We start from the raw sequence: 20,238 nt of genomic DNA on the forward strand, positions 1-20,238 counted from the left end.
AATAACTCCTTTTTACTGCTCCTGTAAAACCTCAATGAGCCACACCACCGGATTACCAATCTTCACATTTAATTGATCTCCACACCTGCGAGCTGTTTTGAGCAGACGATCATCCGTAGACAGAAAAATATCGGCCCCAGCCGCTTCAGCACAAGCCACATGAAAAGAATCGAAAAGCGCAAACCCTAGATCTTCTAGTTGTCGTGAACGCTCCTCAACTGCTGCATTGATTTCCTGCCTCCCTGTTGCTAACCCTAAAAGATCAAGAATACTGGCTTTTTTCTCCAGATTTTGCATTTTTTCAAGTTCCACGGCGATCGCCTCACTCGCGATGAGTTGCCATTCCCCCCGACGAACCCGCTCCAGAATACTTAAAACTGAGTCTCCCTCTAGCCGAACCCGCTCCTGCATCCAGTCATCAAAGGGGCGATTGAGACAACACACATCCAAATAGACAGCAACCATCACACCCCTTCCATAGCCGCAAGGTCAAAACAGCACCCCCATTTTATCCCCCCCACCAGGAACCCTCACATGGCGTATTGGATGATCAGCTCAGAGAATAACCGGATTCAATCTGTCATTCTTCGCCCCTGGTTAAATTGAGAATCTCATCCGTCGTCATGATTGTGGTTGCTTTTCCCCGCAAACTGTCAATTAACGCTGCTCCTTGGGGCGAAGTATTTTGATAGCGCCACGCTAAAAAATCTAAAAAGACTTTGGCTTCCTCTAAGGCAGGCTGGGGAAGATTGCGAAGGATAGCGAGAATTTCAGTTTCCGTCGTGAGCATTGTGCCAAGGGGTTAAAAGAGCACCCCCATTTTACCCATCCCCACCGGGAACCCCCGCCCCCATCCCGATCCTTTATGATCAGAATCCAGACCTTCAGCCCTGCTCACCATGACCGATCCGTTTTCGCCTCAATGGACTCGTGATGGTTCCGCCACGTTTTTTTCGGCGGAATTTGGGGAGCTGTTTCATTCCGAATTTGGAGCCGCCCAGGAAGCCGAGGGGAAATTTGTCGAGCCTTGTGAATTGCGGCGCTTGGCCCAAACCCAAGACCGGATCAGGCTGCTGGATGTGTGCTATGGGTTGGGGTACAACAGCGCGGCGGCGTTAGCGGCGATTTGGGCGGTGAATCCGGCTTGTGGGGTGGACTTGGTGGCGTTGGATGTGGATGCGCGTCCGGCTCAGGCGGCGATCGCACATCACGCCCTCGCCGCCTATCCCCCGGAAATCGTTGCCCACCTCGCCACCCTCAGCACCGCCCACCGTGTCAGCACCCCCCAATTCACCGCCCAATTTCATGTGGGGGATGCCCGCCAAACGATTCAAACGGTGGCGCGATCGCAGTATCAAGCCGATGCCATTTTTCTTGACCCCTTTTCGCCGCCCCGCTGCCCCCAACTGTGGACGGTGGAGTTTATCGCCCAGGTTGCCCAAGGCCTCGCTCCGACGGGAATCCTCGCCACCTATTCCTGTGCCGCCGCCGTGCGGGCCGCCCTCCAAGCCGCCGGGTTGCACATCGCCTCCTCGCCCAGCGTGGGGCGCAAAGCTCCCGGCACGATCGCCCGCTGGGATGGCACAGCGTTACCCCCGTTAACCCCCCGCGAACAGGAACACCTCCAAACCCGCGCCGCCGTGCCCTATCGCGATCGCACCGGCACCGCGATCGCCGCCACCATCCTCGCCCACCGTCAACAGGAACAAGTCCACAGCCCCTTAGAACCCAGTAGCCAGTGGAAACGTCGTTGGTTTACGCCCCATGCTTCGATTATTCCTTCACCGTAGAAATACGGTTTTTCTGGCGGAGTATTTCCGGATTTGTGCGGGCCCCCACTCCGTAAAAAAACAGAGGTAATCGCCTCCAAAAATTAGTGATACTAGGGCAGACTTCCTAGACTGACATCATGCCAAATACCCCATCCTTACCTGCTGCTCCGGTTGTCCTTGTGGTAGATGATCACTGCTTATTGCGGCGTTTAGCAACGGATTTGCTGGCGTTTGAGGGGTTTCGCACCATTGAAGCGGCCTGCGGGCAAGAGGTTTTAGATCTCGTGAACGATCATCAACCTGATGTGATTTTAATGGATTTGTATTTACCCGACGTTGCTGGGGTAGAAGTCTGTCGCCGTTTAAAGGAAAATCACAAAACGGCTCCCATTCCCGTTATTTTTACAACGGTGGAACAGAGTCAAAAATCTCAGGCGCTGAGTCGTAAAGTGGGGGGCAGTGATGTGATGCAGAAGCCTCTAGATCGCCGCTCGTTAAGTCTCCGGATTCGCGCCTTGCTGCCCCACCCGTTTAACTCTGTCCAGGGCTTGATGATTCCTGCTGTGAGCTAAATTGAGGCAGAAAGTGGCGGAATTTCCGGAATCATTCCGAAAAGTGAGGTGCGATCGCTTTAAAGTAGTCGAAGGTGGCCTTGCGCAAGGTGTGGCGCAGATCGCTAGAATAATGCACTGCTGCCCCGTGATTGATACCCTTCAACAATGGCCCCAACTCCCCGTGTGAAACGACGAAGTTTGCTGACTGATGCCGGGTCTGAACGGTTGTCCCAAGCCATTCAATCCCATTACCAAGCGCAAAATTTACGGGTCAATTCGCGTCAAATTGCCCAAACGGCTCAGTTGCCGGTCGAAACAACGATTAAGATTCTCTATCGTCAGCAGGGGTGTGACCTCAAAACAATCAAGACCCTGTTCCAAGCCTTTGATCTCCGGGTGCAGCGGGATGATCTTGAGACGGTGCGCACGGACCTAAGGGAGGAGACAGAGGTGCAGCCGGAGCCGCTGCCCTTGGGGTTTGGGCGGGCGGCGGTGTTAGACCAACTAAAGCAGCAACTTCAGGGAGATACCTGGGTGGTGGCGATCGCGGGCATGGCGGGGATCGGCAAAACCACCCTCGCCCAAGCATTGATCTCTGATCCGGCCTTGCGGGAAGCCTATCCGCTGGTGTTGGCGGTGAATGTCAGTCAGGCGGCGTTGGAGTTGGTGGCGATCGGGCGGCAGGTGCTGGGGGAAGCCCTCACCCATCGGGCGCAGCAGGCGGGTGGGGTGTCGGCATTGGTGCAGGCGATTGGGGCGAAGTTGCAATCGCAGCCCTGTTTGCTGTGGTTGGATGGGTTTAACGGTGTGCCCAGTAGTGCGGTGCAGGAACTCTTGGCGCAAGTGGTGATGGGGGAGGAGATGCGATCGCGCCTGATTCTCACGGTAGAAACGCCGCCCCTGTTCCCCTCCCCCCGCTGCCAGCAATTAGACCTCGATGGCCTCGATCTCCCGACGATCGCCACCTTATTTCAACAGTGGGGCGTACCCTTGGCGACGGCCAGCGATCGCGATTGTCTGCGCACCATCCACAGCACCTATCACGGCCATCCCCTCGCCCTCAAAATCATCGCTGGGGAAATTCGCAGCCGACCCTACAGCGGCAACATCCGGGCCTATTGGCAAGACTACGGCTATGAATACGAAATTGCCGCCACGAACCCCGATCAGGCTGCGACCCCCACCCCCACCCGCAGCCTGAGTGATTGGGTGCTGACCCTCCTAGAGCGGGCTAGTCAACGCCTGGCCCAACAGATGCCCCTCGCCTACGAACTCCTCTGTATGGGGGCGACCAATCGGCAGTTTGCCAGTGAACAGGGGTGGCAATTCCTGATCGGGGAAGTGGAGCCGGAAGTCCAGGCCAGCACAATGGCGATGTTGCGCGATCGCTTTTGGCTCGAAAGCATCACCATGAATACCGTGCCCCACTATCGCATCCCGCCCTTACTGCGTAAAATTATCCTCAAGACAACCCCACCCCATCCCCCTGAGGTAGAGCGTGGCTGAACTCGATCCAGACATCAAACTGCGTGAATTATCGGTAACCGATGCCCTCCGGACTCGGTATCGATCCGACTCCGGCCAATTTTATTTAGCCGGCGAACCGGAACCGAAGGAATCCCCCAGCGACCCATTCTCCGTATCCCGTCTCGCCCGTTTCATTGCCTGCGTGCAGCATTGGAGTGGGTTACAGGCAGAGATTGAAGCCGAACCCACGCCCCCCAGCCTCCGCGACCTTTTTGGGGACTATAGCCTGAGTGAAATTTCCCATATTCGCTGGGCATTTTACTATTTGCAACTCTATGCAACCCCGGCCAGTGATTCAGGGCTGGAGCGGGTGCGGAATTATTTAGAAGCGTTTGAACATTTTCGGGAATTAAAGGCGTGGGATGAGGCGGGAGAATTGCTCCTTGTTCCCGTTGAACACCAGACACCGCTCCATGTGCAATTGCGGGAATGGGGCTATTTTTCGGAAGCGATCGCCCTCTACGCTGCCTTGGTTGACCACGCCGCCCCCCCACTGCGCACCCTCTGCCTCTACGGCCTCGGCGCGAGTTACTACGCCTTGCAAGACTACGACCAAACGGTTCACTACCTCGAACAATACCTTGAGCAGATCGAAGCCAACCCCACCGGCCCAAGCGGCTCTCTGGGTAGCACCTATCTTTACTTGGGTAATGCCCATTATGCCCGCCAAGACTACCCCCAAACGATCGCCTACCTCGAACAATGCTTAGACCTGGTGAAAGGGTCAGAGGCAACACCAGGAGACGGGGCCACCTTGGCGAATTTGGGTAATGCTCACTATCACCTGAAGCATTACGACATTGCCAGCCAATACCTCCACGCCTATTTACCCATCGTGCGGCAGCAGGAAAACGCCCCCGCCCTCGCCACGACGCTGCTGCATTTGGGCAAAAGTCAAGCCGCGCTCCAAAACTATGGGCCAACGGTGACCTATTTACAGGCGTATCTAGAGGCGATCGCTCCCCAGGAGATTGAACCCCCAGCGGAGGTGTATCAACTCTTGGGAAATGCCTATTATCATCAGCGGCAAGCACCAGAGGCGATCGCTATGTTGGAGCGATATTTCGCCACGGAGCCGGAGATTACCGGGCCAGAATCCTGGGTGCATCTGGGGTTGGCTTATTATGATCAGCAGCACTATTCCGAAGCGATCGCCCCCCTCGAACAGGCCCAGCGTTGGGTCTCAAAACACCAAGCACCGCCCCTTGCCGCTGTGGTCAATTTTGCCCTCGGTACGGCCCTGTTTAAGCAGGGGAATTTTGCGTCGGCTCTGGTGTATTTAGAGCAGTATTTGTTGCGATCGCCCAATCCCGACCCCCTCGAACAGCAGCAGGCCTTTCTCCAACTCGGCATCGCCGCCTACGAACTGCAAGACTACCGCAAAACCGTCGAATACCTCCAGAAATACCACGATCATCGCCAATGGACAGAAGCCGATGATGCCACATTGGCCCTGCTCTGTCTACAGTTGGGCACGGCCTACTATGCCCTCGAAGACCTCCCACCCGCCCGCGACTATCTGCAAATTTATCTCAATCTGGCCGATTCCATTGATGATCCCCAAGATATTGAAACGACGCTATTTGTCCTCGGTAAAATTTCCTATTTACTCGCGGATGATGAGGAAACAATTCGCTATCTTCAGCAATATTTAAATCTGATTCAAGCACCCAGTCCCAATAATACAAAAACCCTTGAAGCGGCTTTGTTTTATCTCGGTGATACCCATGCCCATCAAGGAAATCACCCCCAGGCGATTACGATTCTCCAGGAATATTTAACCTTAATTGGCAGTGATGCCCCACCCGATGCCCTGCGCCAAGCCCTGTTTGATTTAGGCTGTGCCTATGGAGAATTGGGGGATGATAACCATGCCTTGGATTATCTCCAGCGGTTTTTACCCCTCGAACAGCGGCAGGTGGAACCGAATCAAAAACAGGTGGCCCAGGCACTTTTTTACGTCGGTAATGCCTATAGTTATTTAGGGGAATATTACAATGCGATCGCCACATTTGAAGAACTAAAAACCCTCAGCGAAGCATCAGGCAATCAGGCGCAATATGGTACTGCGATCGCCCAACTTGGCAGTATCAACCTGGCCTTGAGTCACTACACCACCGCCATCGGTTACTTTGAAGAATATTTAGTGATTGCTGAACATCTCAGTGATTCCATCGGTAAAAGTAAAGCGATTGGTAATTTAGGGGCGGCCTACTTTGCCCTGGGGCAATATCCCAAAGCCATTTCCTTTCTCCAAAAGGCACTCCGAATCACCCGCCAACATCAAAATGTGATCGAAGAAAGTCGCTGGCTGGGTCACCTCGGCAGTGCCTACAATGCGATCGGCGACTACGATCGCGCCATGTCCCTGTATCAACAATCCTGGAATCTCACCCGTGCCAATGGCGATCAAGCGGGGGTCGGGGCGGCGTTGGGGAATCTGGGCGTAACCTACTGTTTGATGGGAAACTATACCCAAGCGGTGAAGCACCTACGCCAAAGTCTACCCATTGCGCAAGAATTGGGCGATCGCGCTGAAATTGCCCGCATTCTCTGTCACCTGGGCGAAAGTTATCTCGCCCTCGAAGACTACGCCGAAGCCCGCAACAGCCTCAGCGAATCCCTTACCATTGCCCAGGCTATCGGAGCACGCCACCTCGAAGCCGCCATTTTCCACAACCTGGCGCAACTTCACCAGCAGGTGGGCGATGTCACCGTCGCCCGCACCCACTGCCAGCAAGCGATCGCGATCGCCGCCGATCTCAACATTCCCGAACTCGAAACCTATCGCCAACTGGAGCAAACCCTCAACCCCAGCTTCTTCCAAACTGTTCTGGAAACTGTGCACGACTTTTTGAGCAAGTATTCCTTCGGGTTGAAGGTGTTACGCGATCGCAGTTAAACTAAAATGAGGTTTTATATAGGGTGCGTTAGGTGGCTAAAACATAGGCTATAACTGTAATTTAACAATCCACCGTAACGCACCAATGAAAACATGTCACGACTGACACACCCACAACGAGGCGAGCGGTGCGATCGCCGTTATTCTTCGCTCGCCTCCGTTTCTTTTGTTGGGCTGGGTTCCGGCATCACATAGCGTTGACTCGCCACCGGTTTCGACTCCGGCAGCGATGTCGGTGGTAGTTCCGTTCCCTTCAGCTTCAACGCCAACTCAAAGAACGATTCGGCCATATCTTCCCGCGTCACCTTCGCCGATGACAGCGTCGTGATGCGCTTCTCTAACTCCTCAAACAACTCAGCCCGCACCGCAATCAGATCCGCCTGTTGCTTGCGGTGACTCGACAGCAAATCATCCCGGAGTGAGCTAACTTGCTTATCGATCGTCTCATCGAGATTGGAAATATTGCTTGCCAACCGCTTCCCAAACCGATCAAGCTGTTCACGCATTTCATGCTTTTCGGTTTCATCATCCGATCGCGACGATTTTAAATCATCCCGAATCGTCCGCACCGCAATCTGAAACTCTTTCAAAATTTGCTTGATCTCATCCGTGCGCTTATTGAGGTCTTCCCGCACGTCCTTAATGGTACTGGCCGTCTCACTACGCAACGCTTTATGGGCATTTTCTAGGTTTTGGAGTCGATTACTATACTCCTTCAACTGCGGCCCGAACAGGATATCCCGAATCAGTTCAATATTTTCGATGCGTCGAGCTGTGTCCAATTTATCCACGTTCATGGGGGTAGGTATATAGAGGTAGTTTGAATTAATTTATCTTTATTCGTCTCAACTTTGTCAAACAACTCTCCAGCCCCCTTGGACAAATTTAGAGTTTAAGCTGGGCATCACATCCGTAGCCTTACGGATTCCAAGACTGAAAACTGTAAGATTAAATACTTTTTTGTCCCCCATATTCCTAAGTATACGGATGTTCAGCACCGGGTTTGTGGCGCTTGAGCTTGGGGATTAGGTTACTGCTGATATAGCAATCAACAAGTGCGTTAGGACAGGCAAGGGACTTAAGCCCCTGGTTCCAGAGTCTCTGAATATCCTAACCGCTCTGGCTAGTGCTATACATAACCGTGCAACGATTGGCCTGGCCTGCATAATTCCCCTCATCAGGGCAGCGAGCTAGGCGATCGCGCCACAAGAACTTGCCGTCCCCAATGGCACAGTCAGTGGCGGAAAGGATGTCAACTGGCATCGATTCTGATCCGGCTTAGTCCGGTTTGCGGTTACGATGGCGGGAAGATGTCGGGCATACCCCACTAAACTGGTCATTTTTTTTGAGTTCCTGTGACACCGAAAAAGGCAAGACAGCGTCACCCTGAAGATCCCGTCGTAGCGACGTTTATGATTCCCTATGCTGCGTGGCAAGAGTTCAAGACCCGCGTTGAAGCCCAGGGAGAAACAGTTTCCGGGACATTACTCGCCTTCATTCAAGGCTATCTCGCAGCGGTGCGATCGCCCCAGGGTGCAGCGGAGGTGGTGAATGCGCGGGTGGATGCCGTGATTGATCACAAAATGATGCCTTGGCAACAGCAGGCGATCGCCACCCATCACCGCCTCGCCCGCATCGAAGCAAAAATGGACGTGGTAGAAATCCACGTCGAAACCCTCAAGCGCCATAACGATGCCCGTTGGATCGACGTGGACAGTTACCCCACCCATGATGATCCCCGCAGTGCCACGGTTCCCTCCTCCCTGAGCGAGATCGAACTCTGTCGCCGCTTTGGCATCAACCCCTACAACTTAGATCACAATGCCTCCCTACGCCGCCTCTCGATCCCGGAATATCTCCACGAGTTAACCGGCTGGCATTACCACAATGGCCACTATCTCCCGCCAGCGGTGCGATCGGCCCCATCTCCCTAAAGCAAATCAATCACATCCCCCTCAAATGCTTTTGCAAAGTCCTGCACCGCCGCCTCTAGATCCGACGGGTTAACGGGTTCAGGCGGGGAGGGGTCAGGGTTGGCTGGGGCGGGAGGGTTAACAGGGCGATCGCTGATGGTCGGGGCTGGGGGACGGGGCGGGGCGGGGAGCGGCTCCGGGGGGCGTGGGGCTGGGGCAACCTGCATCGGGGGCGAACTGGGCGGGGCTGGGGCAACCTGCACCGGGGGCGGTGAGGGCGCAACGGTGGGCGCAGCGTGAGCGGGCTGGTGTTTGCCCCGGACTTGGAATTGGATGGTGATCTTTTGCTCCCAGACGCGCTCAAAGGCGATCGCAATTTGGGGGGCTTTGCTTTCGGCAATTTTGAGCAAGGGTTGCGACGACACCCCCAGATGGGCGATCGCATCTTCAATATCAAAATCCAACAGCGTACAATGCTGGTTCACCAAACTCCGAGTCGAAGGCGGCTCTAATGTTGTTAATACCCGTTTCCACGTATCTTGGAGCCGTTGTTGCAGGATTGCATCCGGGTCGGTTGATCCGGATGGCGTGGTGTGCCGTTGTGGCGGCGAGGGTTCAGGGGCCTTCGATGGGTTTGGGTTAACGGTGAAGGTTGAGGCTGGATTCACTGTGGGGGCCGGTGGGGCTGGAGTTGCCAGACTGGAGGTGGAAATGTGGAATGTTGCCGGAGTGTTGCGGGCAGGTGCTGGTTGGGGTGGTGAGACCTGCGGCTGCGGGTGCTGGGGTGTGGCGGATGGTGGCGCGGGGGTTGCGGGAGTTGTCGAGGGGCGATGGTTTGCTGGAGCGGGTTGGGCAGCGCCAACCGTCGCCGCAACTTGCACTAAAGACGACGGCAACAGACCCAAGAGCGCAACTTCTAGCCAAAGGCGCGGCTGGGTTGTTTGTTTGATCTGATATTCGCTGTCTTTGAGTTTTTGTTGGCCCTGGAGGATGGTGGCAACGTGCCACTGTTGCGCCTCTGCTACCAAGGCTTGCCAGGTGGGAGCCGTCACCGCGACGAGATCACTCCGTTGGGCTGCGGTTTTGGCAATTAATAAATTCAGATAAAACGACGCTAAATTTTGCAACACGATCAAGGGTTCTCGACCGCGATCGAGCAAGTGCCGACAATTGGACAACACCGCTTCAATGTTGTCGCTGCGAATCGCCTGCAACAGGGACAGCAAATCCCGCTCCGGCACGGCTCCCACCAGATCCCACACTTTCTCGGCGGTAATTTCACCACTGAGCAAACTCAATTGATCGAGCAAACTTTCCGCATCCCGCAACCCTCCGTTGGCAATTTGAGCCACGAGGGTGAGGGCATCGGGGGCAATTGCAATGGTTTCGGTGTGAGCGATCGCACCCAAATGCTGCACCATCGCATCCAGGGGAATCCGCCGAAAATCAAACCGCTGACACCGGGAAATAATCGTATTTAGCACCCGCTGCGGATCAGTGGTGGCAAGGACAAAAACGACGCGATCGGGCGGTTCTTCGAGGGTTTTTAACAGGGCATTAAACGCCGCCGTACTGAGCATGTGACAGTTATGCACCAGCAAACCATTCGCGACAAAATTATGATTATGCTGCACTTCAATGTCATAAACAGGAGCCGCTTGTCCGGGTGTCACGGATTCAACATTCTCGAAATTTGTATGCCATTGCGGCAATACTGTAGGGTCGCAAATCGGCAACGAACTTGGGGATACGATTTTCATCCCTGGTGTGATTTCTTTGGCTGGTTTCCAGCCTTGATCTGTCCTGATTAAATGATTACTAGTACAGGAAATTGTTGTGTTGCGAGTTTTGATTGTTATGGTATCTTTAACACCTTGCTGAAGCCAACGAACGACTTTTTGATAGTCCCAATGCCCAGAGCGTTCGTTGTAACTGAGAACCCGTTGATTTTGAATCTCTGGATTATCAATCCTGCATAACCCTTGCTCAGTTAAGACAAGCGTGTCCCCTGTTAGGCATTCGTCCACTACGTAGACTTTGTAGCGACATTGGACGGGGGCAAATTGGGCGCGTTCGATGATTTCGCGGATGTTGTCCACGCCGGTATTGCTGGCGGCATCGATTTCGATGATGTCCATGGCAGAGCCACGGGCGATTTCTAGGCAGGTTTGACAGTGGCCGCAGGGAGTGGGGGTGGGTTTGCCGGCGGTGAGGCAGTTGAGGGATTTGGCGAGGATGCGGGAGGAGGAGGTTTTGCCGGTTCCCCTCGGCCCGGTGAAGAGGTAGGCGGGGGCAATACGATCGCTCAAAATCGCATTGGTCAAAGTTTGGGCGATCGCTTCTTGGCCCACCAATTCCCCAAAGGTTTGGGGGCGATACTTATGATGGAGCGGTTCGTAGGGCATGGGGGCAATGGCGGAGTCGCTCGGTTATTATCCCAAAATATTGGGCCGGTCGGCGCTGAATTCAGCACCTCGATCGCAGGATGAAACCGGGGCTGATCAGCAGCCTCGGCCGAGGTTCAGTTTAGATTCTATGTACTACTTTACAGCGGTTGTGTTGCAATCTGTCGCGAAGCCGATCACTTTACTGTCTAAGGGTTTTGACGACAGTCCCCACAGAAGCCTTTCACCGTCACTTCGTAGCTGGTGGCGTGGAGCGATGCCGGGATTTTGCTGAGGTCGAGGCGATCGCTCAACGCATCCCAGGGAATATCCGCGATCGCGCCGCAACCCTGGCAAACAAAGTGATGATGAGAACTCACATTGGCATCGTAGCGCGTCACCCCTGCTTCCAGGAGCACCTCACGCACGAGTCCCACTTCTCGCAGAATGTTCAACGCACTATACACACTGGCTTTCGAGGCAATGGGGATTTCTTCGTTGATCGTGTCGAGGATCTGATCCACCGTGGGATGATCCGTGCGAGACAGCAGGCTGTTGTACACCGCAAACCGTTGCGGCGTAATCCGCAGCCCTTCGGCTTTCATGCGATCGCGAATTTGACCCGCCACTGCTTTTGAAACCATGGTGTTTTCGTTCGTTATCCTTTTCAAGGTAGGGCTATCGTTCGGGGGGAGCCTTGCATCATAAACTCTGATCCTATCGCGTCCATTTTAGACCCGAAGAAAGGTTAGAATTTCTTTAGATTTATACTTATCTTAATCCTATCTAAGATTGAGTCTGACTTGCAGGGCGAAGCCTCAATCAGAGCAGAGCTAAATCACCCCGCCGATCAGGGCAGCGTGCCGACCTGATCGGCGGGGTGGCGATAGGGAAGAGAGATGATTTTTCGGCGTTTTGAGGTGCGGCGTTGAGACCTGTCGTTATTGGGGGGAGGGGTTTGGAGGTTCAATTCTTCGAGGGTGTCTGAGTTCGGGTTGAAAATGATTTGATTGCGATCGCCCACGGCTTGACCGTTGATGTTGATGCGATAGGTTCCAAGGCGAAGCTGTTCGAGATAATACACCCCGGCGCTGTTGGTAATTGAAAAACTGACGATCTCGCCCTGTTCATCCACGGCTTCGACTCGCGCCCCAGCGACTGGGTTCCCGTCGGCATTCGTCACCACTCCCATCAGCGTATAGGATGCCTGCAAGGGGATCGGAAACGGGGTGTAGCTGCCCTCTGCCACCTCGACGGCAAAACTGGTGATGGTCGGTTGGAAATCCGGGGGAAATCCGGCCTCTTCGAGGTCGATGCGATGGAATCCGGCACTGAGGGGCAAGAGGAGGCGATCGCCTTCCTGATACAGGTCTTGCGATCGCACTACTTCATGATCGACAATCAGAAAATCAACACTGTCCTGATACAGAGATTCCCCCGCGTCGCGCTCACCGTTACCATTAAAATCATAGAACGGCTGCACTAATATCCCACCTTCGGTGCGTAACCGTTCGGGACGGCGTTCACCGGGCCCAAACCCCGGCTGCACTCCTAAACTAGAGCGTAGTTGAAACGTGAAACGGTTTTGATTGGCGCGGAGGGTGACCACTTCGTAGCGGGCTTCGAGAAACAGGCCAGGAACCACCGTCGTACCGATGAGGGCATAGGGGCCGTGGCTTTTCGCGCTCACGCCATAACCCAGTTCCGTTTGCCAGAGGGATTGGCCGATGTCATTGCGATCGCGGGATTTATAGTGCCATCCGGCAGTTAAGAGGTAATTATCTTGTGCAGTGCGACCTTGCCCGCCCTCGACCCACTCGGTTTCAAGACCCAGGGCGAGAAAATCAGACTGATTAGTACGGTTGAGGCGATAGTCTAGTTGGGTGTCGGTGGTGAGGCGATCGCTGCGATCGTCGCCACGATGGGTCAGCGTCCACTGATCAAGACGTTGATACAAGAGCCAATCTGTTCGAGCATCCGTCTGCCAATTCAACCCCAAAATCGTTGAAGCCAAGCGGCCAGAGGTGGAATATTGCACCCCAAACCGGGCAAAATCATCCCAAGTGCCCCGACTGAACAACCGCAGCCCCGCAAGCACTTCCCAATTCAAACTATATTGTGTGCGGTCTAAATTCGTGTTCAGCGTGATATACAAGTCCTGCTGATCCCACACCACCTCCGCATCCACATCACTATCAGTACTCATTAACCCCGAAATGGCAACGCGCAGGGGCGTACCCTTGGGTTGATAAAACAGTTCTGCCAAGCCGTAGAGGTCGCCATCATAAACACTGCCGATACCAAGGGTGAGGTCTTCACTGATGCCGTAACGGTAGGCAACACCGCCGCTTAACCCCTGAAATTCCCCAATAAATTTATCGGGCTTGCGGATGCGTCGCCAACCGCTAGACGCGATCAGGGCTGATGCGCCGGTGGGGAGTTGTTCGGGCAGGAGGGTGAATTCGGCTGCTTCGATGACCGGCTCGGCGGCGAGGGAACCGTTGGGAAACAGAAGCAGATAATAGTTGCGCGGCGCATCCCGTCCCACGGGGACATCAGTAAACCGATAGACCCCGGAACCATCGACGAGTTCTTCATCCCACACATCGCGCTGCTGGAGGTTGGTGACGAGTTGGACGAGGGTTCCGGGTTCGGCGCGGCCGTTGATCGTGGCGGTGACTTGGTTGGGTTGGAGGCGGCGGGTGGGGTTCGCGCCGCCGCTGATGTTGCGGTAGGAGAAGGGGGTGAAGCCTCGGCGTTGGATGGTGGTTGTGCCCCAAAAATCGCCGGGGGTTTGGCCGCGCCAAAAGGTGGGCTGGGAACCGAAAAAGTAGTCGGCGCGATCGCTTTGGTTCAAGATTTGAAATTCGGCCAGTTGCCAGGGGTCGCCATCGAGGAGATTGCCGGGGTTAATCCGGGCAAACCAACTACTGCCGAACATCGTGCCGACGGCGAGGAGTTCGCTGCGATTTTGCCAGTCGGAGTCTTTGGTTTTGTCAAAGGTGAGGTTTGGCTCGATGAGGGTTAAACCAAAGGAGGGCGATCGCACCACGGGCAGGCCTGCCAAACTGACCAGGGGCGGTTCACGACGGCTACTGCGCGTCGCGTTCACGGTGGGCACATCAAAGACGATCGCATAGTCAAAGGCATCAAATTCGACACCAATCTCGAAGCGATCGCGGATTTCAGCCACGGAAAAGACGCGGCCCAATTCCGGGTCTTGGCGAATGTCGTTGGGGTCGAGGCGCAGGACTTTGTAGGGCGATCGCAGTTCGATTTCGGTCGCGCTGATCGCGGTGGTGCGAATTTGCAACACCTCTAGCACCGCATCGTAGGGAATCAGCCAATTCTCAAAATCAACGGCCGTGAATTCGTCGATTTCTCCCCGGACGAATACGCCGGGGTTAACGTTGCGATTCCCCAGGTTGAGGCCGATGATCGGGAGTTCGTCGGGGGTTGGGGAGGGTTGGGCGATCGCCATACTCAAGGGGTTGAGCAGCAGGAGGGCGAGGATACTGCTCAACCAGGTTTTAGGATGGTGATGGGGTTTCACTATGGGCTAGGGAATCGTGAAGGTGACGCGGAAGGGGGTGCGATCGCTGTTGTAGTTCACACCAGAACCGAGATGCCCTGAGAGTTCGTAAGTGCCGGGGGTGAGGGTGAGGGGGTTGGCTTCGGTGTTGTAGTCCACCGTGAGATACCGTGACCCGTTGGCAATGATGGTTGTGGGAATACCAAGGCCGGTGTAGAGGGTTTCGCCATCTTTGCTTAAGGTCCAATTGCCTTGGGCGATGACGCTGGCCAGGCCGGTATTTTCCACCAATAGCTGCAAGGCTTGGGTTTCGGGGTTAAAGCGGGCTTGGGGGGTGCTGAGTTCGTGGGAGATGTTGCCTTTGCGGACATAAACGGCTACACCGATGCGGGGAACGATCGTTGTGCGAATCACCACATCACCATCACTTTGTTCTTGTTCTTGGATCGTGGCTTGGAGGTTTTCGGTGAAGATCATCGTGCGATATTCACCATCGGGGGCGCTGGGGGGGATGCGGGCAATGAAGCGAATGCGCCGCTCGTTGGAGCCGGGAACTTGCAATTCACGGGGGGAAAAGAGCAGGTAGGGGGTGAGGTCGTTGGGGCTGGAGTCGAGGAATTGAATGCCGGTTTCCGGGTCGTAGGTGAAGGGGCTGGTATAGACGCGGGCGCGAAAGTCGTTTTCGCCTGTGTTTCTAATATTGATGATGCCTTGGGCTTGGCCGCGTCGGAGTTCGGTTTCAATCACCATCGGAGAGATGCCCACATTGGCTTGAGCGGTGTCACCGAACAGGAGGAGGCTGGCAAGGAGGAGACCGGTGGTGAAGGGGCGCAAGGGATTGATCATGGTGATGTGGCGGTGAGGGTGACAGTATAGCTGTAGTTACCGGCGGGGAGGACGCGGCTATCAGCGAAGCCGACAACGAGGGAGACATCTAAAGTGGCATTGGTATTGCTGGGAAGGTTGAAATCGGCAGAGTTGGACAATCCCCAATTACCGCTACCGGAGCTAAATCCACTGGTGCCAATGTTGAGGACTTTGCTATCGGCAGGGTAGCGGACAATGGTTCTGGCACTGGGATTGGCGGTGTTGAAGCTGGTGGGGGAGCTAATGTGTTGGATGGTGGCGGCGCTGATTTGGCTGGCGGTGGTGCAGTTAATGATGACGGTGGCGGATGTGCCAGCGCCGCCGATGGCGCTGGCAGATTCAAGCCAACCTTGTTGGAGGGCAGGCGTGGCAAATGCGCCATTACTGAGGCCGCTAAAGGTGCAGGCCAAGGCACGACCCCCACTGAGGCATAAACCAGTGAGGAAAATGCTACTCAGGGGGGGGATGAGGGTTTTTAAAAAGGAAAGTTTCATGGATGGTTGCAACGGTTAACCTATCCCACAGTTTGACGGTTTTGTTATGGATTGGAATGGAGGTAGAAACCCCAAAATGGGGCGTTACTTGGCAGAAACAAGTAGTATAGAATTCGGTTGTAGAATTGATGAATTTAGTAGGGTTGGCATTGCCCACCCTACTCATTGACTACGGCGGAATACCCCATGAAATCCGGTTGTAAAATTGATAGATTTAGTAAGGTGAGCATGTGAGCATTGCCCACCTACACATTATTCTACAAAGCAACAGCAGTTAGAGTAACACTAAATTGATATGTACCAGCCGGGATAGCAACATCATCTTGCCATGTCATTTCAACACTTAAGGTTTCATTTGTAATAACCTGACCAATCGCGACTGCTCCAGCAGCATTTGTAATAGCAGTACCACTATTAACGTTTGTTCCGGTGACTTGACTGCTACTAGCAGTTGCCGCACCGAGTGCAGTTGCTGCCGCATTCGCTGCAACAGGAGCAGCAATTGCTAAGGTACTAGCTGCACTATTACAAGTTAAATCAACAGTACCAGGGGCAGTTGTATTAAATGTATCTCCAGTTGCCGTCAGCACATTCGCAGCAGGCAAAGTAGGTGTTCCAAAGTTACAAGTGGGTGCGATCGTACCCTGAAAAATCACATCAACAGTGACGGCGGAGGCTTTGGGGGCGAAGGTGACAGCACCGAGAACGGCAAGACTTGCAACAAGAGCAAAACGACGATTCAGAATTTTAGGAACCATGATCAAACCTCCGAGGGGCTTTTTTCTTTTCTACTTAGGAGACGTTTCAAGTCATCCATTTGTGAAAAAATAATCTGTCGATGGGCCAACCACAATTGAGCAGTATTACTAATGTATTGTGCTAAATATCACAAAATATTGATTCGTCAAGATTAAAAAATCAATTTTAAGCTTTTTTTTGGATTTCATGAATCACAAGAAACCAGAGAAAATCCCCTCCACCAAAGGCAAAGAGTTAGTTGATTAAAACAACAAAATAATTGCAAATTAACTCACGGTAACACTGATCATTGATTCACATTCTTATGCTTTACGCCCCGCTCATACTCCGCCAACCGACGACGCAAAATCGCCCGCGCTTGGGAAACCCGCTTCCGCACATTTGCCGTCGAAAGACCTAACCGCTCCCCAATCTCCCCATAGGAACAATCTTCCTCCACCCATAACACCATCACCTCCCGCAATTTCGATGGTAAAGCCGCGATCGCTTCCCAACAGAACGTGATCAACTCTGCCTGCAAGGCATAGTTCACCGGATCTCCCGGCCCATATTCCCCATCTCCTGACGGAGCGATCGCATCAAAATCACCACAAACTACCGCCCGACGACCCCGCTGACGATGGAGATCGATACATAGATTTTTTGCCAACTGGCGCAACCAAGCTCGCTCATTATCAATCTTGCTCTGCTTGGCTTTCGCCTTTGCCCTTAACATCGCTGCTGACCAGGCATCCTCCGCATCGGGTCTATTCCCCATCCACCGCAAACAGCAACGGTAAATCTCGGCTTCGTGCTGCAACCACATCGACCAAAAAACTCGATCATCATCCGTGGACATTCTAGATGAAGCAGATGGATGAGCGTCACTTTGCTCACCATCATCACGCAAGGCAATCATTATTCAATCTCTCCTCAAGAGTTCAGACAGTTATGTTCCTGAAGGAATACAGTTAAAATTAATAAAGTGTCTTTAATTAATACTCAAGAACACTGGAGATTTTCTCCCACACCCCAAAATCTTCATAATTCTTGGCCACCACCTTGACAAACCTAGATCGGTGGATTGGAGCAGATTATTGAGTCAAAAACGCGAAGTCGCGGCAACGGGATGGAGAAGCCCGCGCTCTCTGCGTAGCATGAGCGTCGGGAGTATGTCACTTAACATCACAACCTATGTTTTCAGGGTGTTGTGCATGACAGGTTAAATATCTTAGGTTAGGCGTGGGGGCTTCACTGCACCGCTTTCAATCGTCATCGGTGAGAAATTCGGTGAGGGCGGCTTTGGCGGCGGCTTTTTCGGCTTCTTTTTTCGATCGCCCCTGACCTTTGCCATAGACCACCCCATCAATCGCCACCTCGGCCTCAAAATACGGTGCATCATCCGTCCCCCCAATCCGTTCGGTGTAGTAGCGGGGTGGGTCGCGTTGGGGGTTGCGATCGCTGTCGGCGAGGGCGTGCTGTTGCAGGAGACTTTTATGATCGGCTTTTTTCCCATCCATGCTGTTTTGTTGCGGAGTCAAAAGCTCCGTCAAAATCCGCTCAAACAGCGGGGTCATAAAATCTTGCACAATTTCTAAATCATAGGAATCGAGGTAATAGGCCCCTAACATCGCCTCAAACGCCCCACAGAGCAGGCGCGGATTAAAGCGGGCTCCATTTTGTTCAGCCGATTTTCCCAGGCGCAGTTGCTCATCAATGCCGAGGGCGATCGCAAATTCCGCCAACTGTTCCCGATCTACCATCGTCGTGCGGAGCCGCGTCATATCCCCTTCACTCAATTCCGGCTCATGGTGGTATAAAAATTCACCACAGAGAAACGTCAACAGCGCATCTCCCAAAAACTCCAGCCGTTCATTATCGGCCTCACGGGTATTACTTTCGTGGGCAAACGAACTATGGGTGAGAGCTTGACGGAGCAAGTCGGGGTTACGGAAAGACGGCAAAGCAGGCATAAATAAATTGGCAGCGATCGCACAAGGGAAGAGATAGTTAATCTCTAGTATCTCATTGTGCCGGAGCAGACTTTTCACGGCAAACCCGTGACCCCAGAGATTGCAATGCTGCTGCCAGGTCTTGGGTTAATTGTTTTGAGCCGGCCTTCACAGAATCGCTGCTGTAGTCCGTCGCCGTAAGGGGCTGACCAATCGTGACGCGCACCGCCGTACCCCGGTGCGGAATGGGGTCGGAATAGTGCAGATCAATGGGCACAATTTGCACGGGCGGCAGGGTGTTAGAACGCTGTGCCTGTGCGTCGAGGGCAATTTTTGCCACACCGCGTTTAATCGGTTGCACCTGGGTGTCTCGAAAAATATTCCCCTCAGGAAAAATCACCACCATTTGCCCCCGATGCAACAGTTCAATGGTGTGGTCTAGGCTCGCCATTTTGGTGCGATGAGTGCGGCGTGTATCCACGGGAAAGCCGCCCAACTGCCGAATAAACCACCCCTGCACCCCCCTCATTTCATCCGCCGACACCATAAACCGTAGGTAACGCCCTGTGACCCCTCTGCCCGTGGCGTGGGCGACGATCAGCGCATCCCACCGGGAGCGATGGGTCGGGGCGAGGATGACGGGGCCATGGTTGGGAATATGGTGTTGACCTGTGACGAAGATGTGATCGAAGTAGTAGGGCAGCACGAATTGATTGCCCAGGGGATAGGCGATCGCACTAAAGAGGGGAGAAATACGGGAGGAAATTTTTGAGGGGGTAATGGTGTTCATGGCGGTTTACAAAGGGGCTTCGACTTGCTTTCAGCCTAGGGATTCAGGCTGAAGTTCACGGGTGCGATCGTGCCAGTTTACGGAGCGAACAGGGTTTAAGGGTGGGTTTTGCCCCTCACCCCCATGATGATCTACCCCCAGAAGGGGACAGTTGCGCAAGTGGAATTCTACGGAGCATCAACAAATCATGAACACAGAGAATCGGTGAACGGGATCGGTGAGCGGGATCGGTGAGCGGGATTCGGTGAGCGATCGCCCCAGTGAATTCAGCATCCGTCCTCAAGCGCGACGCTGGGCAAACCAATCCGAGAGCAGGGTTTGACAGGCGGCGGCTTCAATCCCGGCGAGGACGGGCAAGCGATGGTTAGAGCAGGGATGGTCGGGCAAATTGAGAACACTGCGCACCGTTCCCGTTTTGGGGTCATCACAGCCATAGACCAGCAGGCCAAGGCGAGCTTGGATAATCGCGCCGGTACACATGGGGCAGGGTTCGAGGGTGACGTAGAGGGTGCAGGGGGTGAGATGCCAATCTTGTCGGGTGTGGCTGGCTTGTTGGATGGCGAGAATTTCAGCGTGGGCGGTGGGGTTGCGATCGCGCTCTTTCCGATTTCCCGCCCGCCCCAAGCAATGCCCCCCCTGATCCACCACCACCGCCCCCACCGGCACATCCCCCGCCGCCCCAGCCTCCCGCGCCAACGCCAACGCCTCCCCCATCCAAAACCGATGGTGAGCGTAGGCGGCGGGCGTTAATTGTGCGAGTTCAAAGCGCATTCCCTTCCCACCCTGAAACAAAGCTAAACCCCAGCACCATGG

General features: G+C 54.1%; 18 protein-coding genes. 5 read left to right on the forward strand and 13 right to left on the reverse strand.

All coding sequences use genetic code 11. From position 1 onward, the window contains the following. Positions 1-12: 12 nt before the first annotated feature. Positions 13-465: a hypothetical protein gene (locus SPI6313_RS18865; RefSeq protein ID WP_072622382.1), complete on the reverse strand. Its 453-nt coding sequence runs from the start codon at positions 463-465 to the stop codon at positions 13-15. Between the two features lie 115 nt (positions 466-580). Beyond that, entirely contained in the window at positions 581-790 is a 210-nt protein-coding gene (locus SPI6313_RS18870; RefSeq protein ID WP_072622383.1) for a transcriptional regulator, read from the reverse strand. A 109-nt stretch (positions 791-899) separates the two neighbouring features. Between SPI6313_RS18870 and SPI6313_RS18875 the strand changes: the two genes are divergently transcribed. From SPI6313_RS18875 to SPI6313_RS18890, 4 genes are all read left to right on the forward strand, one after another. Further along, positions 900-1,790, forward strand: coding sequence for a tRNA (5-methylaminomethyl-2-thiouridine)(34)-methyltransferase MnmD (locus SPI6313_RS18875; RefSeq protein ID WP_072622384.1), 891 nt, complete (start codon positions 900-902; stop codon positions 1,788-1,790). Positions 1,791-1,909: 119 nt separating this feature from the next. Beyond that, the gene (locus SPI6313_RS18880) at positions 1,910-2,344 is read left to right on the forward strand and encodes a response regulator (protein WP_072622385.1); all 435 of its coding nucleotides are present in this window, start codon (positions 1,910-1,912) and stop codon (positions 2,342-2,344) included. Positions 2,345-2,509: 165 nt separating this feature from the next. Continuing rightward, positions 2,510-3,832, forward strand: a complete 1,323-nt coding sequence (locus SPI6313_RS18885; protein WP_175551184.1) for an NB-ARC domain-containing protein — start codon at positions 2,510-2,512, stop codon at positions 3,830-3,832. Then, a complete protein-coding gene (locus SPI6313_RS18890) occupies positions 3,825-6,755 on the forward strand; it encodes a tetratricopeptide repeat protein (RefSeq protein WP_072622387.1) in 2,931 nt (976 codons plus the stop codon). The genes SPI6313_RS18885 and SPI6313_RS18890 overlap by 8 nt, the downstream gene beginning before the upstream one ends. Before the next feature lie 140 nt (positions 6,756-6,895). Here the strand turns inward: SPI6313_RS18890 and SPI6313_RS18895 are convergent, their stop codons facing one another. After that, entirely contained in the window at positions 6,896-7,552 is a 657-nt protein-coding gene (locus SPI6313_RS18895; RefSeq protein ID WP_072622388.1) for a hypothetical protein, read from the reverse strand. A 558-nt stretch (positions 7,553-8,110) separates the two neighbouring features. Between SPI6313_RS18895 and SPI6313_RS18900 the strand changes: the two genes are divergently transcribed. Continuing rightward, positions 8,111-8,689 (forward strand): hypothetical protein, encoded by a 579-nt coding sequence (locus SPI6313_RS18900; RefSeq protein WP_139276698.1) that lies wholly within the window; start codon positions 8,111-8,113, stop codon positions 8,687-8,689. Here the strand turns inward: SPI6313_RS18900 and dnaX are convergent. The 10 genes from dnaX to tadA all read right to left on the reverse strand — a co-directional run bounded on the left by dnaX (position 8,686) and on the right by tadA (position 20,196). After that, positions 8,686-11,073 (reverse strand): DNA polymerase III subunit gamma/tau, encoded by a 2,388-nt coding sequence (gene dnaX / locus SPI6313_RS24840; RefSeq protein WP_072622390.1) that lies wholly within the window; start codon positions 11,071-11,073, stop codon positions 8,686-8,688. The genes SPI6313_RS18900 and dnaX overlap by 4 nt on opposite strands. Positions 11,074-11,261: 188 nt before the next feature. Continuing rightward, entirely contained in the window at positions 11,262-11,696 is a 435-nt protein-coding gene (locus SPI6313_RS18910; RefSeq protein WP_072622391.1) for a Fur family transcriptional regulator, read from the reverse strand. Positions 11,697-11,902: 206 nt separating this feature from the next. After that, on the reverse strand, positions 11,903-14,605 hold the full coding sequence (locus SPI6313_RS18915) for a carboxypeptidase-like regulatory domain-containing protein (RefSeq protein ID WP_175551185.1): 2,703 nt from the start codon (positions 14,603-14,605) through the stop codon (positions 11,903-11,905). Between the two features lie 6 nt (positions 14,606-14,611). Next, entirely contained in the window at positions 14,612-15,430 is an 819-nt protein-coding gene (locus tag SPI6313_RS18920; protein ID WP_072622393.1) for a fimbrial biogenesis chaperone, read from the reverse strand. Next, positions 15,427-15,945, reverse strand: a complete 519-nt coding sequence (locus SPI6313_RS18925) for a hypothetical protein (protein WP_072622394.1) — start codon at positions 15,943-15,945, stop codon at positions 15,427-15,429. The genes SPI6313_RS18920 and SPI6313_RS18925 overlap by 4 nt, the downstream gene beginning before the upstream one ends. A 257-nt stretch (positions 15,946-16,202) precedes the next feature. Beyond that, positions 16,203-16,703, reverse strand: coding sequence for a hypothetical protein (locus SPI6313_RS18930; protein ID WP_072622395.1), 501 nt, complete (start codon positions 16,701-16,703; stop codon positions 16,203-16,205). Between the two features lie 287 nt (positions 16,704-16,990). Continuing rightward, positions 16,991-17,542, reverse strand: a complete 552-nt coding sequence (locus SPI6313_RS18935) for an RNA polymerase sigma factor (protein WP_072622396.1) — start codon at positions 17,540-17,542, stop codon at positions 16,991-16,993. 406 nt (positions 17,543-17,948) lie between these two features. Further along, a complete protein-coding gene (gene rnc / locus SPI6313_RS18940) occupies positions 17,949-18,734 on the reverse strand; it encodes a ribonuclease III (protein ID WP_217650666.1) in 786 nt (261 codons plus the stop codon). After that, complete coding sequence (locus SPI6313_RS18945) at positions 18,709-19,425, reverse strand: lysophospholipid acyltransferase family protein (RefSeq protein WP_072622398.1); 717 nt, start codon at positions 19,423-19,425, stop codon at positions 18,709-18,711. The genes rnc and SPI6313_RS18945 overlap by 26 nt, the downstream gene beginning before the upstream one ends. Before the next feature lie 279 nt (positions 19,426-19,704). Beyond that, positions 19,705-20,196 (reverse strand): tRNA adenosine(34) deaminase TadA, encoded by a 492-nt coding sequence (tadA, locus tag SPI6313_RS18950; RefSeq protein ID WP_072623232.1) that lies wholly within the window; start codon positions 20,194-20,196, stop codon positions 19,705-19,707. Positions 20,197-20,238: the final 42 nt, after the last annotated feature.

The sequence above is a fragment of the Spirulina major PCC 6313 genome (assembly GCF_001890765.1).
In the GTDB taxonomy this organism is placed as follows: Bacteria; Cyanobacteriota; Cyanobacteriia; order Cyanobacteriales; family Spirulinaceae; genus Spirulina; species Spirulina major.